Source organism: Jannaschia halovivens (genome assembly GCF_046452375.1).
In the GTDB taxonomy this organism is placed as follows: domain Bacteria; phylum Pseudomonadota; class Alphaproteobacteria; order Rhodobacterales; family Rhodobacteraceae; genus Jannaschia; species Jannaschia halovivens.
Map to the genome: position 1 here is coordinate 1,012,408 of NZ_JBKFDJ010000001.1, position 16,476 is coordinate 1,028,883.

16 protein-coding genes are annotated in these 16,476 nt (G+C 68.3%); 6 read left to right on the plus strand and 10 right to left on the minus strand.

Annotated features, from left to right (window positions below):
• The first annotated feature begins 52 nt into the window (after nucleotides 1-52).
• On the plus strand, nucleotides 53-241 hold the full coding sequence (locus tag ACK8OR_RS05100) for a hypothetical protein (protein ID WP_298433407.1): 189 nt from the start codon (nucleotides 53-55) through the stop codon (nucleotides 239-241).
• Nucleotides 242-312: 71 nt separating this feature from the next.
• On the opposite strand, the gene ACK8OR_RS05105 is transcribed toward ACK8OR_RS05100, so the two are convergent.
• The 9 genes from ACK8OR_RS05105 to ACK8OR_RS05145 form a co-directional block, all read right to left on the minus strand.
• Nucleotides 313-864: a peptidylprolyl isomerase gene (locus ACK8OR_RS05105; RefSeq protein ID WP_410188355.1), complete on the minus strand. Its 552-nt coding sequence runs from the start codon at nucleotides 862-864 to the stop codon at nucleotides 313-315.
• Nucleotides 857-1,357 carry a peptidylprolyl isomerase gene (locus ACK8OR_RS05110; RefSeq protein WP_410188356.1) on the minus strand — a complete coding sequence of 167 codons (501 nt, stop codon included), beginning with the start codon at nucleotides 1,355-1,357 and terminating at the stop codon, nucleotides 857-859. Before ACK8OR_RS05110 ends, ACK8OR_RS05105 begins: the two co-directional genes overlap by 8 nt.
• 112 nt (nucleotides 1,358-1,469) lie before the next feature.
• Complete coding sequence (locus ACK8OR_RS05115) at nucleotides 1,470-1,826, minus strand: hypothetical protein (protein ID WP_410188357.1); 357 nt, start codon at nucleotides 1,824-1,826, stop codon at nucleotides 1,470-1,472.
• A gap of 135 nt (nucleotides 1,827-1,961) precedes the next feature.
• On the minus strand, nucleotides 1,962-2,633 hold the full coding sequence (locus ACK8OR_RS05120; protein WP_410188358.1) for a DUF533 domain-containing protein: 672 nt from the start codon (nucleotides 2,631-2,633) through the stop codon (nucleotides 1,962-1,964).
• A gap of 72 nt (nucleotides 2,634-2,705) precedes the next feature.
• The gene (locus tag ACK8OR_RS05125) at nucleotides 2,706-3,824 is read right to left on the minus strand and encodes a PAS domain-containing protein (RefSeq protein ID WP_410188359.1); all 1,119 of its coding nucleotides are present in this window, start codon (nucleotides 3,822-3,824) and stop codon (nucleotides 2,706-2,708) included.
• A 54-nt stretch (nucleotides 3,825-3,878) separates the two neighbouring features.
• Entirely contained in the window at nucleotides 3,879-6,236 is a 2,358-nt protein-coding gene (locus tag ACK8OR_RS05130) for a TRAP transporter large permease (RefSeq protein ID WP_410188360.1), read from the minus strand.
• Nucleotides 6,237-6,335: 99 nt separating this feature from the next.
• Nucleotides 6,336-7,232 (minus strand): TRAP transporter small permease subunit, encoded by an 897-nt coding sequence (locus ACK8OR_RS05135; RefSeq protein WP_410188361.1) that lies wholly within the window; start codon nucleotides 7,230-7,232, stop codon nucleotides 6,336-6,338.
• A 129-nt stretch (nucleotides 7,233-7,361) separates the two neighbouring features.
• Entirely contained in the window at nucleotides 7,362-8,447 is a 1,086-nt protein-coding gene (locus tag ACK8OR_RS05140; RefSeq protein WP_410188362.1) for a TRAP transporter substrate-binding protein, read from the minus strand.
• Nucleotides 8,448-8,621: 174 nt separating this feature from the next.
• Nucleotides 8,622-9,695 (minus strand): TRAP transporter substrate-binding protein, encoded by a 1,074-nt coding sequence (locus ACK8OR_RS05145; protein WP_410188363.1) that lies wholly within the window; start codon nucleotides 9,693-9,695, stop codon nucleotides 8,622-8,624.
• A gap of 175 nt (nucleotides 9,696-9,870) precedes the next feature.
• Between ACK8OR_RS05145 and ACK8OR_RS05150 the strand changes: the two genes are divergently transcribed.
• On the plus strand, nucleotides 9,871-11,283 hold the full coding sequence (locus ACK8OR_RS05150; protein WP_410188364.1) for a cache domain-containing protein: 1,413 nt from the start codon (nucleotides 9,871-9,873) through the stop codon (nucleotides 11,281-11,283).
• A 46-nt stretch (nucleotides 11,284-11,329) separates the two neighbouring features.
• A complete protein-coding gene (locus ACK8OR_RS05155; protein WP_298433440.1) occupies nucleotides 11,330-11,974 on the plus strand; it encodes a response regulator transcription factor in 645 nt (214 codons plus the stop codon).
• Here ACK8OR_RS05155 and ACK8OR_RS05160 read toward each other — a convergent pair.
• Entirely contained in the window at nucleotides 11,971-12,573 is a 603-nt protein-coding gene (locus tag ACK8OR_RS05160) for a lytic transglycosylase domain-containing protein (protein WP_410188365.1), read from the minus strand. The genes ACK8OR_RS05155 and ACK8OR_RS05160 overlap by 4 nt on opposite strands.
• A 178-nt stretch (nucleotides 12,574-12,751) precedes the next feature.
• Here ACK8OR_RS05160 and ssb point away from each other — a divergent pair, with 178 nt between their 5' ends.
• From ssb to ACK8OR_RS05175, 3 genes are all read left to right on the plus strand, one after another.
• Nucleotides 12,752-13,237, plus strand: a complete 486-nt coding sequence (ssb, locus tag ACK8OR_RS05165; protein ID WP_410188366.1) for a single-stranded DNA-binding protein — start codon at nucleotides 12,752-12,754, stop codon at nucleotides 13,235-13,237.
• Between the two features lie 102 nt (nucleotides 13,238-13,339).
• Nucleotides 13,340-14,527 (plus strand): aminotransferase, encoded by a 1,188-nt coding sequence (locus ACK8OR_RS05170; protein WP_410188367.1) that lies wholly within the window; start codon nucleotides 13,340-13,342, stop codon nucleotides 14,525-14,527.
• 93 nt (nucleotides 14,528-14,620) lie between these two features.
• Nucleotides 14,621-16,468 (plus strand): peptidylprolyl isomerase, encoded by a 1,848-nt coding sequence (locus tag ACK8OR_RS05175; RefSeq protein ID WP_410188368.1) that lies wholly within the window; start codon nucleotides 14,621-14,623, stop codon nucleotides 16,466-16,468.
• Nucleotides 16,469-16,476: the final 8 nt, after the last annotated feature.

Genomic DNA, 16,476 nt, shown 5'->3' on the forward strand with positions numbered 1-16,476 from the left:
CCGCGGGTTGGTCGCATGACCACACAACCACACCCACCGCAGGAGGATCGCCATGAGCGCCCCCAACACGAACCTCGAAAAGCAGGAAAAACGCCATGCAGGGCCGCTGATCGGCATCGGCGCGGGCGTCGTTCTGGCGCTCGTCCTGCTGATCGCGTTCATCTTCTTCATGGGCGACGCGCCCGGCGAGGGCGAAGCCGATGTCGTGGCCAGCCCCGATGTCGAGACGGTCACGGACTGATCCCCTACCCCAAACGCGAAACGGGCCGCCCCATCGGGCGGCCCGTTCTCGTTTCGGGATGGGTCCGCGCCCTATTCCGTGACGCGCACGTCCTCCATGACGTCGGGTGTGCCGTCGACCTGACCACTGTTGGCATCGCCGCGCTTGATGCCGTCGACCACGTCCATGCCGGACGTGACCTCGCCCACGATGGTGTATTGACCATCGAGGAAGCGCGCGGGCGCGAAGGTGATGAAGAACTGGCTGTTGGCCGAATTGACGTTGTGCGACCGCGCCATGCCGACGATTCCGCGCTCGAACGCGCGATCCGAGAACTCGGCGTCGATATTGCCCAGATCGCTGCCGCCCGTCCCGGCGAGTGCCATGTTGCCGCCGATGCGCCCGTGCTGGACGTCGCCGGTCTGCGCCATGAAGCCGTCGATCACGCGGTGGAAGACCACGCCGTCATAGGCGCCCGCCTCGGCCAGCGCGGTGATCTGCTCGACATGCTTCGGCGCGATGTCCTCGTAGAGGTCGATCACCACGGTGCCGTTCGCCTCGCCCATGACGTCGATCTCGAGGCCAGTGGCGAGCGCCGGGCCGGTGAGACCGAGCGTGGCGATGAGAGAGAGAAGCTTACGCATCGGCCGCCACCTTCACCGAGATCATCTGGTCGGGATCCGCGGGCGGCTCGCCACGGGTGATCTTGTCGACATGCTCCATCCCTTCGATGACGCGGCCATAGACCGTGTACTGACGGTTCAGGAAATGGTTGTCGGCAAAGTTGATGAAGAACTGGCTATTGGCGCTGTCGGGGTTCTGCGACCGGGCCGCGCCCAGCGTGCCGCGATCATGCGGCAGGCCGGAGAACTCGGCCTTGAGGTCGGGCTTGGACGACCCGCCGGTGCCCGCACGCGACGTGTTGCCGCCAGCCTTGCCGTGCTCGACATCGCCGGTCTGCGCCATGAAGCCGTCGATGACGCGGTGGAAGACCACGCCGTCATAGGCGCCTTCGCGGGCCAGTTCCTTCATGCGGTCGGCATGGCCCGGTGCGACGTCCGGCAGCAGCTCAATGACGACGCGGCCGTCCTTCAGCTCGATGATGACGGTATTCTCGGGGTCTTTGATCTCGGCCATTCTGGGTCTCCCTGACGCTTCGCGGGATACCTAGTGCCGTTGTCGTCCGAGGGAAAGCGCGCGGGGCCCAGGCGGCGCGACCTCGCCCGCCGGATGGCCGGGTGTCGTGGCGTCAGTCCTGCGTCGGCTCATCCGAGGCGTCGCGGCGGAGCTTCATCGGCAGGAGCGCGAGCGCGCCCGCCAGGCCGATCGCCAGCATCCCCCACCCCACGGGCGTGCCCATGGTCGAGGCGAGAACCGCGAGGCTTACGCCGAGAAGCAGCATCTGCTGCTCGCGCTTGCCCGAGAGCACGGCGAGCGTCGCGTTGACCATCCAGATCACCACCAGCACGAGGACGAGGCCCGGCGCCTGCACGTCATCGAAGAGCGCGGGCAGCGTGAAGGAGGATAAGCTCGTCTCCGCCTTAGCCGCGCCCGGAAGGACGAGGGCCGAGAGCACGAGGCCGATTGGTGCGAACTGTTTCGTCATCGGGGGTCTCCGATCCGACAGGATGCGTTCTATCTCCGAATTGGCGACGCAAACGTGTTCAAAGCAGGGCGCGATTGCGCCGGAACCGGCACAATCGTCATTTTTCTTCGTTTTTTCCGCAAATGGCGGGGGCCGTCACAGTGCCTTGCCCGCGGCCTCATGCAGTTGCCGCAGCTCGGCATCGCGCAGACGCAGGGCCTTCGCGAAGCGTCCGAGGAAGTCGCGCTCGGCCGGGTGGTCGGGGTCGATCGCGGTCAGGGCGGCCGCATAGACCTGCCCTTCCGAGCCATGGGGCACGTCGCGGGCCAGCGCCTCGGGATCGACCGGCTCGGAAAGCGCGAAGTCCAAGGCGGCGCGGTCCTCCTCGGTATTGGCCTCGCCTAGGATGTCATGAAGGACCGCCCGTTCGTCCGCGTCGATCTGGCCGTCGGCGCGCACCGCCTGCCCGATGGCGCGGACCATGGCGTGGGCCGTCTCCTCGTCGTCGGGACCGTCGTCGATGATCCGGCTCTGCGCGGCCTCGGGCTGGCCCAGCGCCGCCGAGCCGCCGGCCATGGCCGCCAACCCGCCCAGAAGGCCGCCCATGCCGCCGCCGCCCATACCGCCCGCACCGCCAGCGCCGCCGCCGGTCAGGCCACCCAGAAGGCTCGACAGGCCGCCGCCGCCCGCGCCGCCGGCACGACCGCCGCCCGCACCCGCCAGCATCGACTTGACGCCCTGCATGCCGCCGCGATTGCGGAAGGCCTCGACGCCTTTGGCGGCCGCGAAGGCCAGCGCCATTTTCATGGCCATTCTCTTGAGGGACATCGGGGGCTCCTTCGCGACGTTGTTCGTGACGCAAGGGAAGGTAGCGCGGCGTCCCGCCCGCGCAACCGTCGGTCAGCCATTCAAGCGTTCGACCTTGCCCGTCCGCTGGCCTTCGGCATCGCTGAGGATGCGGCGGCCATCCGCCTCGAGGCTCGTGTCGATGGGATTGTCGAGCTGGACCGTCACGATGGTGCCGGAGCCGGTCGACGTGACCGTCATCTCTGCCCCGAGATCGCCCGCCAGGCCCCGCACGATGCGGGCGCCGAGATTGCCCTGCTCGGGCCAGTTGGACCCGCCCATACCCGTGCCGTCATCGCTGACCGTCAGCCGGAGGCGGTCGCCCCCCAACTCCTTCATCTGGACCGAGACGACCCCCTCGCTGCGCCCGTCGAACGCGTGGTTCAGCGCGTTCGACAGAAGCTCGGAGGTCAAAAGGCCCAGTTGCGCAGCCCGTTCGGTCCGCATGTAGACGGGATCGGTGTCGACGGTAACGCGCACGTTGCGGCGACCGTCCAACGCGCCGACGATCGACACGACCCGGCTGACATAGCCGCCCGCCGAGACGACGTCGTAGCGCGCCTCGCCGCTGCGGGGCGGGATATGGAACTCGTCGTAGAGCGCCGCCAGCGCATCGACCCGCCGCGCGAGGATCGGGAAGGCCGCGCGGGGATCCGCCTCCTTCGATTGCATCCGGATCATCGACGCCACCATCTGGAGGTGATTCTTCACCCGGTGCTGCATCTCCCGCAGGCGGTCGTCGAAGCTGGCGATATCGGCATCGTCGGGATGGGCATCCTCGGCGACGTCCTCGACCGCCGACTGGATGCCGATGAAGGCATAGATCGAGCCGTCATCGTCGAAGGCGGGCGCGATGATCAGGCGGTTGCGGAAGGACGACCCGTCCAGCCGCCGGTTGTCGAGCGTGACGGTCACGCTCTCGCGCGCCTCGATCGCGCGGCGCAGCACCTCGACCTGCGGCTGGTCGCGCGCGTCGCCCTGCAAGAAGCGGCAGTTCTGCCCGACGGCGGCGCTGGCGGCGTAGCCGGTCAGCTGCTCGAAGGCGCGGTTGACGTAGATGATCGGATTGTCCGGCCGGTTCGGGTCGGTCAGCACCATCGACAGCGGCAGGTTGGCGAGCATGGACTGCCCGGCCTCGACATAGATGCTCTCGATCTTCTTCTGGTCGTCCATGAGGCCCCCCGGGGATCGCCCAACATGGACGAGCCCCGGGGCCGAGGCAATGCGTCAATTCGACGGCAAGAGGTTCGGCACGATGGTCACGATGGCGGGGAACATCCACAGGATCGCCAGCCCGACCACCTGGATCAGGACGAAGGGAATGACGCCCCGGTAGATATGCCCGGTCGTCACGGCCTTCGGAGCCACGCCGCGCAGGTAGAAGAGCGCGAAGCCGAAAGGCGGCGTCAGGAACGAGGTCTGGAGGTTCACCGCGATCATGATCGTCACCCATTTCGGATCGAACGTGCCGCCATAGATGACCGGGCCGACGATCGGGATGACGATGTAGATGATCTCGAGGAAGTCGAGCACGAAGCCGAGAATGAACAGCACGAGCATGACGATCAGGAAGACCTTGAACTCGTTGTCGAAGCTGCGGAGGAAATCCTGGATGTAGTGCTCGCCCCCGAAGGAGATGAGCACGAGGTTCAGGAGCTGCGAGCCGATCAGGATGGTGAATACCATCGACGTGACCTTGGCCGTTTCGCGCACCACGGGCCCGAGAACGCCGGTTCGAAGCAGGACCCAGCAGGCATAGAGCAGTCCGAGGAACGCAGCGTGATAGGCGATCTGGGCGATGACCGTCGCGATCACGTCGCCGGTGGTCGTCGTCTCGAGCCCGAGCCGGAGGTCGAAATTGATACCGAAGAGCATCATCACGACCAGCATCAGCGTCGCCAGCAGGATGATCGACGAGCGGCCCCCCTCCTCCTGCAGCTTGCGGTACGCGGCGAGCATGATCGCGCCACCCGCGCCAAGTGCTGCGGCGGGCGTCGGGTTGGTGATGCCGCCCAGGATCGAGCCGAGGACGGCGACGATCAGAATCAGGGGCGGGAAGACGACGCGCAGAAGCTCGTTCTGTGACAGGCGTTTCAATGCGGGCATGACGCCCCAGAGCGTGATGGCGAGCGGGATCGCCATCAGCGCGAAGGTCGCCCCGGCGGATGTGTTCGGTCGGATCACGAGCACGTCGACCACGAAGGCCAGCACGATCCCCGCCGCCCCGATCAGGAGCGGGCGCGCATCGGCCAGCGGGTTCACCCCGCGCGCGGTCGTCAGCACGAGCGCGAGGCCGATGAAGAGGACGGCGATGCCGGTGCCGATGGGGGCCGCGTTGGTGATCGCGGCGGCGCGGGCCTCGACCAGTTCCTCCTCCGAGAGCTGACGGGCCAGTTGCACGCCGCCGCCCTCGTCGATGACGGCCTGTTCGGCCAGCGCCATGTTCCACGCGCCCTGCCCGTGCAGCTCGATCATGGCCTCGGCGCATTGCGGCGAGACGTTGGTGCGCAGCGATGCGGTGGCCCCGGCCTCGGAATAGCTGGAGACGGTGGCGTTCTGCGTGCCGATCAGCCCCGCCTGCCCCAGCGCGATCGCGCCGAAGATCAGAAGGACCGGCGCGGCAAGGAACCAGGTCAGCGCGTCATTGCGCGTGATGACCGAGCCCGCGCCGCCGTCGAGTTGCACTGCGGGCGCCTTCGACGGGTTCAGGAGCGCGTAGCCGAAAGCGTAGGCGCCGTAGAGGAAGGCGAGAAAGATGCCCGGCAGGAGCGCCGCCTGAAAGAGCGTGCCGACCGAGACGACCGCCGGTTCACCCAGGTAGGTGAGCGCGTCCGAACAGCCGACGGACGAGGCGCGGGCCTCCTGCGCGGTCGAGTAGATGTCGCCCGCAAGCGTGCCAAGCAGGACGATCACGATCGACGGCGGAATGATCTGGCCCAGCGTGCCCGAGGCGGCGATAACGCCGGTCGCGAGTTCGGGCGAGTAGTTGTTGCGCAGCATCGTCGGCAGGGCCAGCAGGCCCATCGTCACCACGGTCGCACCCACGATCCCGGTCGACGCGGCGAGGAACGCGCCGACGATGACGATCGACACGGCGAGGCCGCCCGGCAGCGGACCGAACACGCGCGCCATGGTCGTCAGGAGGTCGTTGGCGATCTTCGAGCGCTCCAGCGTGATGCCCATCATCACGAACATGAGGACGGCGAGCAGGGTCTCGATGGAGGCGCCCGCGATGACGCGCTCGTTCATGCGGTTGACGATGAAGCCGATATTGCGGTCGAGCGCCGTCTCCCAGCCCTGCGGGAACAGGGCTTCCTCGGCCCGTGGCAGTTCGGGGTATCGGAAGATCGAGATGGTGTCGCGCGCGACACCTTCGGCGATGAGCGCCGCGTATTCCGCGCTGCCGGTGTCGATTGCCTGGTGGATCAGGATGCCCGCGCTGTCGAGCGCGGCGATGATCGCGAAGCTGATCGTGCCCGCGCCCGCGATGGCGAAGGCGACCGGGAAGCCCGACATGATCCCGCCAAAGAGGCAGAGAAACACGATGATCAAGCCGACCTCGACGCCGTCCAAACCGAAAATCATAGCGTTCCCCTCGTATCGGCCCCGCGCATTCTGATGGCGCGTGGACCGGGATAAGTCGTCAGTCCGGGCGGACCCGGATGGATATGGCGGCGAGCCGTATCAATGGATCTCGGCTGTCTTCTGTGCGTCCTCGTCGCCGAGGATGTCGCGGTCCAGATAGCGGCCCGCGTCGATCTCGCCGCCCCGAAGCTCCAGCCAGGAGCGCCAGAAGAACACGCAGGCCTGCGCGAAGGCGGTCGCTACGAAGAGCAAGATGAGCACCTTGAAGAGGAAGTAGGCGTCGAACCCGTTGGGCGAGAAGCCGATCGTCTCGACGTTCCAGCGCATCGCGCGGGCTTTCATCAGCATCCGGTCCAGCGGGTCCGAGGCCGAGGTCGCGGGGGTGATCATGCTCCGCCAGAAGAAGAACCACGAATAGAGCCACATCAGCAGGAGCGCGGGCATCATGAAGACCAGGGCGCCGAACATGTCGATGATGCGCTTGGTGCGGTGGCCGACGGCGGAATAGACAAGGTCGACGCGCACATGCCCGCCCTGGATGAACGTCCAGGCGACGCAGAGGCAGACGATCATCGCGTTGTAGAGCTTCAATTCCTCGGAATACCACGACAGGTCGCGGGTGAACGCGCTTCCGAACGGGCCGATGGAGATCTCGGAGACGCGGAAGATGCGTTGCAAAAAGACGATCATGATCTGCTGCAGGACCATCAGGAGGCCCGCCCAGGCGGCGATGCGCCCGATCCAGTTCAGCACGAACTCGGAGCCGCGCACGACGGCCCAGCCGAAGTCGCGCGACAGGCCGATGGCCACCGTCACCGCGAGGAGGATGACGAGGAGGACGAAGAACAGCTCGACCGATGCGCCGTAATAGACGAAGCGCATGACCGCTTCGCTGTCGCCGAAATTCAGCCAGGTCGACGGGTGCGTCAGCGCGTAGCCGAGGTTGTAGACAGCCATGAGGAGGTTCGTGATGAACCAGCTGATCGCGTCGAGCATGGCGTCCCCCCGAATGCCGTGTCGGAGCGCGCGGGCGCCCCGGTCCTAGGTCGGTGCGGCCCCGCCACGCGGGATCGCGCCTGTGTTGCGAACGGCCCGCCCCTATGTCGGGGACGGGCCGGACCCGGCTCAGCCGAGGAAGCGGTCGCGCTGCTGGCGGTAGGTGCCCTCGGACGCGTTGATCCACTCCGACGACTTGCGCATCGAGTCGAATACGCTGTCGTTGATCCGCTTGAAGAGCTCGTCGCCCATGTTCTCGTCGAGAACCGATTGCGCGGCGGTGCCCATCGCGTCCCAGACGCTGTCGGGGAAGGTGCGCATGGTGACGCCGCCCGACTGCAGACGCTCGAGCGCCGAGCCGTTCTCGGACAGGAACTGCGCGAGGTTCCACTGGTGGCACTCGGCAGCCGCGATTTCGATGATCTTCTGATGCGCGGGGCTCAGGCTGTCGTAGACGTCGCGGTTGGTGGCGACCGACAGACCGGCGCCCGGCTCGTGGAAGCCGGCGGTGTAGTAGGTCTTGGTGATTTCCTGGAAGCCGGCCTTCTCGTCGGCCCAGGGACCGATCCACTCGGTGCCGTCGATCGCACCCGAGGCCAGCGCCTGGTACACTTCCGATCCGGGCAGGTTCTGGACCGAAGCGCCCATCTTGCCCAGCGCCTGGCCACCGAGACCGGGCATGCGGAACTTGAGGCCCTGGAAATCCTCGGGACCGGTGATCTCGTTGCGGAACCAGCCACCGGCCTGCGCGCCGGTGTTGCCGCCGAGGAAGGACTTCAGACCGAAGATCTGGCCGAGCTCGTCATGCAGCTCCATGCCGCCCATGTGGTAGTACCAGTTGGCCAGCTCCTGCGCGGTCATGCCGAAGGGCACCGCAGTGAAGAAGGCGTAGCCCGGATGCTGACCCACGAAATAGTAGTCGGCGCCGTGATACATGTCGGCCTGACCGGAGGTCACGGCGTCGAACACCTCGAACGCGCCCACGAGCTCGCCCGCGGCCTTGAGATCGACGGTCAGCGAGCCATCGGACATGGCGGTGATGCTGTCGGCGACGCGCTGGGCACTGTCATGCACACCGGCGAGGCCACGGCCCCAGGTGGTGACCATGGTCAGCGTGCGGTTGCCCTGGGCATAGGCGGGCGCGGCGAGTGCGGCGGCACCGGCGGCGGCACCCGCACCGATGGTGGAATTCTTGAGGAATGAACGGCGGTCCATAATTCCCTCCCTTGGAATGTTGGTGTCGTCCGGGCCCTCCCGGCACGGATAACGGCCCTCGTGAGCGGGGCGTGCGGCGACCCTAGGGATTGGGGGGGCGGAGTCAAATACCGGATAACCCGTAGAAGACGCCCCGAACGGCGCCGCGTCCGGGGCCCCGTCCGGTCCCGGCGGTCAGCCGATCACGCGGTCGCGTTGCGCGCGGTAGACGCCCTCGGATCGCGACAGCCACGCCGAGGAGGCGACCATGCTCTCCATCGCGGATTCGTGGATGCGCGCGAAGAGGTCGTCGGACATATTGTCGGCCGTCACCTCGGCCGCCGCTGCGCCCATCGCGTCCCAGACCGGGTCGGGGAAGGTGCGCAGCTCCACGCCCTCGCCCTGAAGCCGGGTCAGGGCCTTGCCGTTCTCGGTCAGGAATTGCGCGAGGTTCCAGGCATGGGCATCGCCCGCGGCGGTCTCGATGATCGTCTGTTGCGCGGGGTTCAGGCTTTCGAAGACCTCGCGGTTGACGGCCAGCGAGTTGCCCGTCCCGGGCTCGTGGAAGCCGGCGGTGTAGTAGATCTTGGTGATCTCCTGAAAGCCCATCTTCTCGTCCGCCCAGGGCCCGATCCACTCGGTCCCCTCGATCGCGCCCGAGGACAGCGCCTGGTAGACCTCCGGCCCCGGCAGGTTCTGGACCGACGCGCCCATCTTGCCCAGCGCCTGCCCCCCGAGACCTGGCATGCGGAACTTGAGGCCCTGGAAGTCCTCGGGCGTCTCGATCTCGCGCGCGAACCAGCCGCCCGCCTGGACGCCGGAATTGCCCGCGAGGAAGGATTTCAGGCCGAAGATCTGGCCCAGCTCGTCATGCAGCTCTGCCCCGCCTGCGTGATAGTACCAGTTCGCCTGTTCCTGCGCGGTCATCCCGAAGGGTGTCGAGGAAAAGTAGGCATAGCCCGGATGCTGGCCGACAAAGTAGTAATCCGCGCCGTGATACATGTCGGCCTGCCCCGCCGTCACCGCGTCGAACACCTCGAACGCGCCGACCAGCTCGCCCGCGGCCTTGAGGTCGATGCTCAACGTGCCGTCGGACATCGCCGTGATGCGGTCGGCGCAACGCTGGGCGACGTCGTGGACGCCTGCGTTGCCGCGCCCCCACGTCGTCACCAGCGTCAGCGTGCGGTTGCCCTGGGCATAGGCCGGGGCGGCCAACGCCGTGGCCCCCGCGCCCAGGGTCGAGGCCTTCAGAAACGATCGGCGATCCATCACAACTCTCCTGTCGAACTGTTCAATTTCGGGTTGGTCACAGGCCCGTGGCGGACCGCGACCCTTCGACAGGTCGCGCGGGGTCCGGCACATTCCAGCGCCACGCCGCCCGCGCGCATCCGAAAGAATGACGTATGGTCAACCGGCTGGCACTTCGCGCCGATATGCCGTTGAAATGGGCGCCATGCGACTGCCCCGCCTCTCCTATGGCCAGCGCCTGCTGGTCCTCGCCGCGCTGCCGCTGATGGTTGCGGTCTCGGCGATCGCGGTGCTGGTCGCGATCCAGGCGGAGCGGACCGCCACCCGCGAGATCGCGGCACTCGAGACGGCGATGATCGACGCCAAGCGGCGCGAGCTTCGCAACTACGTGCAACTGGCGCGGACTTCATTCATCACGATCTACGGCAACGCGGCACCCGACGATGATGCGGCGAAGTTGCGGGTGACGCAGATCCTCTCGGCGATGGTCTACGGACAGGACGGGTTCTTCTTCGTCTACGACTATGACGGCCGGAACCTCGTGGCCCCGCGCCAGACCTGGCTCATCGGGCGCGACTGGTCGGGGGCCGAGGATGCCGACGGCGTGCCCGTGACCGACAGGCTGATCGATCTCGCGCGACAGGGCTCGGGCTATCACAGCTACGAATGGCGGCGGCCGTCGACCGGGCAGGAGGCGACGATCCTGACCTACGTGATCGGATTGCAGGACTGGCAATGGGCCATCGGGACGGGCGTGTTTCTCGACGACATCCTGGCGCAGGCCGCCGTCGCCCGCGCCGAGCTGCAGGACCGGGTGCGCGAGCAGTTCCTCTGGATCGGGGGCATCACGCTGGCCGCGCTCATGGTGGTCTTCGCCAGCGGCCTGACGATCACCGTGCGCGAGCGTCGGCTGGCCGATGCCAAGCTCAAGGCCCTGACCCAGCGCGTCCTCGACACCCAGGAGGAGGAGCGCCGCCGCGTCGCGCGCGAACTGCATGACGGGATCAGCCAGCTTCTCGTCGGCATCCGCTACAAGCTCGAACTCGCCCGTCGCCTGACCGCGAAGGGCGACCACAAGGCCGAAGGCGCGGTCGACGGCGCCATCGGCGGACTGCAGGAGGCGCTGGGCGAGGTCCGCCGCATCAGCCACGACCTGCGGCCCGGCGTGCTGGACGACCTTGGCCTCGGGCCCGCGCTCCGCACGCTCTGCGAGACCTTCGAGACGCGGACCGGCATCCCGGTCACCTTCCGCACCGTTGTCTTCCGCAACCGGCTCGACATCGAGGCGAAGACGGCCCTCTTCCGCATCGCGCAGGAGGCGCTGACCAACGTGGAGCGCCATGCCGATGCCAGCCGCGTCGACGTCCAGATCTTCGGGCACCGCAAGGGAGCGACGCTGCGCATCACCGATGACGGGCGCGGGCCCTCCCGGCGGGGCAGCGGGCCCGGCCTCGGGCTGCGCAACATGGCCGAGCGGGTCGAACAGCTCGACGGACATCTGAGCATCGAGCCCGCGCCCGGCGGCGGCACCGTGATCGAGGCGACGGTGCCCCTAACCCACCTGCTGGCCCCGGGCGACGGGACCACGGTCGCCGCGGCCGCCGAATAACGCTTACGCTGGACAGCGGGTCACCCGGACCTTACCCAAGCGCCCCATGACCGAACCCGTCCGCGTCCTGATCGTCGACGACCACCCGATGGTGGCCGAGGGCATGCGTGCGCTGCTCGAGACCTATGACGACCTCGAGGTGGTGGGCACGCTGCATGACGGGCGCGAGGCGGTGGACCGGGTCGGGGCGCTGGCCCCCGACGTGATCCTGCTCGACCTCAACATGCCGCGCATGGACGGCCTCTCGGCGACCGAGATCCTACGCGAGCGGCATCCCGGCATCGCGGTCCTGATCCTGTCGATGCACGACGCGCCCGAATACGTGGCGACCGCGCTGCGCCACGGGGCGGCCGGCTATTGCCTCAAGGACCAGTCCACCGACGAGATCCGCCGCGCGATCGACACGGTGCTGGCGGGCGAACGCTATCTCTGCCCCGGCGCCGAAAGCGCGCTCGAGCCCGCCGCCGACGGGTCCGAGCCCCTGACCTCGCGCGAACAGACGATCCTTCTGCAACTGGCGCAAGGCAAGTCGAACAAGGCGGTGGCCCACGACCTCGATATCTCGATCCGCACGGTCGAGACGCATCGCAAGAACATCAAGCGCAAGCTGGGGATCAGTTCGACCGCCGGGCTGACCCGCTACGCGATGGAACACGGCGTGCTTCAGGGCACGGGGTTCGTGCGGGGCTAGCCGCGCCCCATGATAACGCGGACATAGTTGCGCGTCTCGCGGTAGGGCGGGATCCCGCCATGCTTCTCGACCGCGCCGGGCCCCGCATTGTAGGCCGCGAGCGCCAACCGCCACGTCCCGAACTTGCGGTACTGCATCGCGAGATAGCGCGCGCCGCCCTCGAGGTTCTGCTTGGGATCGTTGGGGTTCACGCCGAGGACGCGAGCGGTGCCCGGCATGAGCTGCGCCAGCCCCATCGCGCCCTTGACCGAACGCGCGTTCGGGTTCCACCCGCTCTCCTGACGCACGAGGCGCAGGAACAGGTCCTCGGGCACGCCGTGACGGCGGGCGGCGGCGCGGGCATCCCCGATATAGGCCGAGCGCTGCGAGCCGTTATAACGTGGAATGTTCTCGCGGCCGGGGACGGCCACGGCGGCGGGCGAGGTCGGAATCAGGCGCTTGGAATGGGCGTATTGCGACGACAGGCGACGATCCATCAGCGCCGTCTGCGAGCTGAAGAGATCGGTCCGGGACCGCGAGGAATAGGTCTGAGCCTCGGCCATCGTGGCCAGGATCAACGTGGCGCCCGTCAGCGAGGCGGCCCAGCGCAACTTGCCCATGCAATCGTTCCCATCCGTCCCAAAACACGACGCGGCCCAGTCTGACGCGGGCCTCCGCCGCGGGGAAGTTAACGCAAGGCCCGCGCGTATGGAACCCTTTCGCTCCGCGCGGTTAACCACTACGAAACCTTCGCGGTGTTCAGGTGCCGCGACGGATTCGACGAATAGTGGGGGCGACATGGCCGGCAGCGTGAACAAGGTGATCATCATCGGCAATCTCGGCCGCGACCCCGAGGTGCGCAGCTTCTCGAACGGCGGGAAGGTCTGCAACCTGCGGATCGCCACCTCCGAGAGCTGGCGCGACAAGAATTCCGGAGAGCGCAAGGAGCGGACCGAGTGGCACTCCGTCGCGATCTTCTCGGAGCCTCTGGTGCGCGTGGCCGAGCAATATCTCAAGAAGGGCTCGAAGGTTTATATCGAGGGCCAGCTCGAGACGCGCAAATGGCAAGACCAGTCCGGCCAGGACCGGTATTCCACCGAGGTCGTGCTGCGGCCCTACCGCTCCGAGCTGACCATGCTCGACGGGCGCGGTGACGGCGGCGGCGGCGGTGGTGGCGGCTATGGCGGCGACGATCGCGGCGGCTCCTACGGGGGCGGCGGCGGCCAGTCGGGCGGCGGCAACCAGGGCGGCCCCGCGGATATGGACGACGAAATCCCGTTCTGAAACCCCCGACCTGATGCGATCCCCGCCCGGCCCCGTGCCGGGCGCGTCGCGTTTCGGCCGACGCGCTTGCCCCGGCCCGCGCCGCGCCCTACCCCTCTGGCCATGACCAGTCCCTACAATCCCGCGCTCCTCGCCACCGACCCGCCCCCCGTGATGGAGGCGCGCCGCTGGATCGAGGGCGCGAACTTCACGCCCGATCGCCCGCTTCTCAATCTCAGCCAGGCCGCACCCGCCGACCCGCCGCCGCCAGAGATGCTGGCCGCGATGGCGCGGATCGTGACGGACGACCCGGACGCGCATCTCTATGGCCCGGTCCTCGGGCTGCCCGGCCTGAGGGCCCGCGTCGCATCGGATTGGTCAGCGGGATATGGCGGCACGGTGAAGGCCGCGCAGGTCGCGATCACGTCCGGTTGCAACCAGGCCTTCGCGGCGGCCGTCGCGACGCTGGCCGGTCGAGGCGACGACGTGATCCTGCCGACGCCCTTCTACTTCAACCACAAGATGTGGCTCGACATGGAGGGGATCGGCGCGACCCTTCACGAGACCGGTCCCGACCTTCTGCCCGACGCCGAGGCCGCTGCGGCGCTGATCGGGCCGCGCACCCGCGCAATCGTGCTCGTCTCGCCCAACAATCCCGGCGGCGTCGAATACCCCGCCGAGACCCTCGCCGCGTTCCGCGATCTCGCCCGTGCGCGGGGCCTCGCGCTGATCGTGGACGAGACCTATCGCGATTTCGACGCCCGCGACGGCGCGCCCCACGCCCTCTTCGCCGATCCGGACTGGGACGACGTGCTGATCCAGCTCTATTCCTTCTCCAAGGCCTACCGGCTGACCGGGCACCGAGTCGGCGCCATCGTCGCCTCCGAGGCCCGGCTGGCGCAGGTCGAGAAATGGCTCGACACGGTGACGATCTGTCCCAACGGCATCGGTCAGCGCGCCGCGCTCTGGGGGATGGAGCACCTGGGCGACTGGCTGGCGGGCGAGCGGGCCGAGATCCTAGACCGCCGCGCCGCGATGACCGAGGGCTTCGCCGACCTGCCGGGATGGGAACTGATGGGATGCGGCGCGTATTTCGGCTATGCCGCGCATCCGTTCGACGACCCGTCCGACATGGTCTGCCGGATGCTGGTCGAGCGCGCGGCCCTCCTTACCCTGCCCGGCACGATGTTCGGCCCACGCCGCGACGCGGGGGGATCGGGCCGCGCCGAGGCGACGCTGCGGATTGCCTTCGCCAATGCCGACCGCACCGGACTGTCCGAGATGTTCGACCGGCTGCGGAAGCTGGACTGACGCGCGCGCCGGGCCTGCGCCCGGCCCCGCTTGCCCCGCCCCCATGGCCCGCGTAGGAAGCCCGGCGACAGACATGCCACGGGGAGACGCGACATGGCCGAAGACCGTCCGAAGAAGAAGACCAGCCCGGTCGTCTGGGTCGTTCTCGGCCTTTTGATGCTGTCGCTCGGCGGCTTCGGGATCGGCAGCTTCGGCGGCTCGCTCTCGTCCGTGGCCGAGGTCGGGGACCGCGATGTCACGGTCGAGGAATATGCCCGCGCCCTGCAATCCGAACAGGCCCGGCTCAGCCAGCAGACCGGCCAGCCCCTGACGCTCGCGCAGATGCAGGCTTTCGGGCTCGACCAGCAAATCATGGAGCAGCTTCTGGCCCGCGAGGCGCTGGCCTACGAGGCGGCGCGCATGGGCGTGTCGGTGAACGATGCCGAAGTCGCGCGCCGCATCCGCGCCACACCGGCCTTTGGCGGCATCGCGGGCGGTTTCGACCGCGAGGGCTATGCCTTCGCGCTGCAATCGGCGGGCCTGAACGAGCGGCAGTACGAAGCGCAGGTCCGCGACGAGGCGGCTGTCGAACTGCTCCAGACCGCCGTCGTCGGCGGGGTCGCGGCCCCCGCGACGCGGGCCGACCGCCTGACCGAATGGCTGGCCGAGACGCGGGACGCGACGCTGGCGACGGTGACCGTGGCCGAGCTGCCCGCCGGGCCCTCCGCCCCGAGCGCCGAGGAATTGCAGGTCTTCTACGACGGCAACCTCGCGGCATTCGAGACGCCTGAGCGCCGCGAGATCACCTATGCCTGGATCACGCCCGATCTCCTCGTGGACGAGGTGGAGGTCGACGAGGCCGCGATCCGCGCGCTCTACGATGAACGCATCGCCGAATTCAGCCAACCCGCCCGCGTCCTCGCCGAACGGCTGGCCTTCGCCGATGCCGCCGCCGCAGAGGCCGCCCGCGCCGCGATCGAGGCCGGGGAGACCGACTTCGAGACGCTTGTCGAAGAGCGGGGCCTGAGCCTCGACGATGTCGATCAGGGAGAGCTGGCCGAGGCCGATCTCGATGCCGAGATCGCCGCCGCGCTTTTTGCGCTGGACGAGCCGGGGGTCGTCGGGCCGCTGACCACCGACCTGGGCCCGGCGCTCTTCCGGGTGAACGCCCTGCTCGACGCCACCGAGACGCCCTATGACGACGTACGCGACGACCTGGCCGCCGGGTTCGCCGAGGATGCCGCCCGGCGCCGCATCGATGCCGCGCGCGACGCCATCGACGACCTGCTCGCGGGGGGCGCCACGCTCGAGGAGTTGGTGGCCGAGACGGATCTGCAACTCGGCTCGCTCTTCTGGGACGAGGGCGTGAGCGAGGGGATCGCGGGCTACGATGCCTTCCGCGCCACGGCCGCCGACGTCTCCGAGGGCGATTTCCCCGATCTCGAAGCACTGTCGGATGGCGGGCTCTTCGCGCTGCGCCTCGACAGGATCACCGCCGCCGCAACGCCGCCCCTGGACGAGATCCGCGCCGAGGTCGAGGCCGCGTGGCAGGCCGATACGCTGCGCCGTCGCCTGTTCGAGCGGGCCGAGGCCATCGCGGCCGAAGCTCCCGAGACCCTGCCCGGCGCGCCCGAGACCCTGACCGACCTCGCCCGCGATGCGCCGCTCGAAGGTGTGCCGCCGACGTTGCTCGACCGTCTCTTTGCCGCCGAGGCCGGGGATGTCTTCGCCGTCGAAGGCGACGACCGGCAGGCCTATGTCGTGCGGCTCGACGCTGTGAACGCCGCCGACCTCAGCACCGGCGAGCCGGCGGCTCTGCGCGAGGTGGTCGACCGCCAGCAGCGGCAGGAGGTCGCCTCCGACCTCTTCGAGATGTATGGCCGCGCCGTGCAGGCCGAGGCGGGGTTCAGCGTCGACGCCCAGGCCGTGCAGGCCGTCCAGTCGAGCCTTCTGGGCCAGTGACACCGGGG

Coding starts and splice junctions, on each gene's coding strand:
- ACK8OR_RS05100 (WP_298433407.1), top strand. CDS start 53: ATGAGCGCCCCCAACACGAACCTCGAAAAGCAGGAAAAACGCCATGCA.
- ACK8OR_RS05105 (WP_410188355.1), bottom strand. CDS start 864: ATGCGTAAGCTTCTCTCTCTCATCGCCACGCTCGGTCTCACCGGCCCG.
- ACK8OR_RS05110 (WP_410188356.1), bottom strand. CDS start 1,357: ATGGCCGAGATCAAAGACCCCGAGAATACCGTCATCATCGAGCTGAAG.
- ACK8OR_RS05115 (WP_410188357.1), bottom strand. CDS start 1,826: ATGACGAAACAGTTCGCACCAATCGGCCTCGTGCTCTCGGCCCTCGTC.
- ACK8OR_RS05120 (WP_410188358.1), bottom strand. CDS start 2,633: ATGTCCCTCAAGAGAATGGCCATGAAAATGGCGCTGGCCTTCGCGGCC.
- ACK8OR_RS05125 (WP_410188359.1), bottom strand. CDS start 3,824: ATGGACGACCAGAAGAAGATCGAGAGCATCTATGTCGAGGCCGGGCAG.
- ACK8OR_RS05130 (WP_410188360.1), bottom strand. CDS start 6,236: ATGATTTTCGGTTTGGACGGCGTCGAGGTCGGCTTGATCATCGTGTTT.
- ACK8OR_RS05135 (WP_410188361.1), bottom strand. CDS start 7,232: ATGCTCGACGCGATCAGCTGGTTCATCACGAACCTCCTCATGGCTGTC.
- ACK8OR_RS05140 (WP_410188362.1), bottom strand. CDS start 8,447: ATGGACCGCCGTTCATTCCTCAAGAATTCCACCATCGGTGCGGGTGCC.
- ACK8OR_RS05145 (WP_410188363.1), bottom strand. CDS start 9,695: ATGGATCGCCGATCGTTTCTGAAGGCCTCGACCCTGGGCGCGGGGGCC.
- ACK8OR_RS05150 (WP_410188364.1), top strand. CDS start 9,871: ATGGGCGCCATGCGACTGCCCCGCCTCTCCTATGGCCAGCGCCTGCTG.
- ACK8OR_RS05155 (WP_298433440.1), top strand. CDS start 11,330: ATGACCGAACCCGTCCGCGTCCTGATCGTCGACGACCACCCGATGGTG.
- ACK8OR_RS05160 (WP_410188365.1), bottom strand. CDS start 12,573: ATGGGCAAGTTGCGCTGGGCCGCCTCGCTGACGGGCGCCACGTTGATC.
- ssb (WP_410188366.1), top strand. CDS start 12,752: ATGGCCGGCAGCGTGAACAAGGTGATCATCATCGGCAATCTCGGCCGC.
- ACK8OR_RS05170 (WP_410188367.1), top strand. CDS start 13,340: ATGACCAGTCCCTACAATCCCGCGCTCCTCGCCACCGACCCGCCCCCC.
- ACK8OR_RS05175 (WP_410188368.1), top strand. CDS start 14,621: ATGGCCGAAGACCGTCCGAAGAAGAAGACCAGCCCGGTCGTCTGGGTC.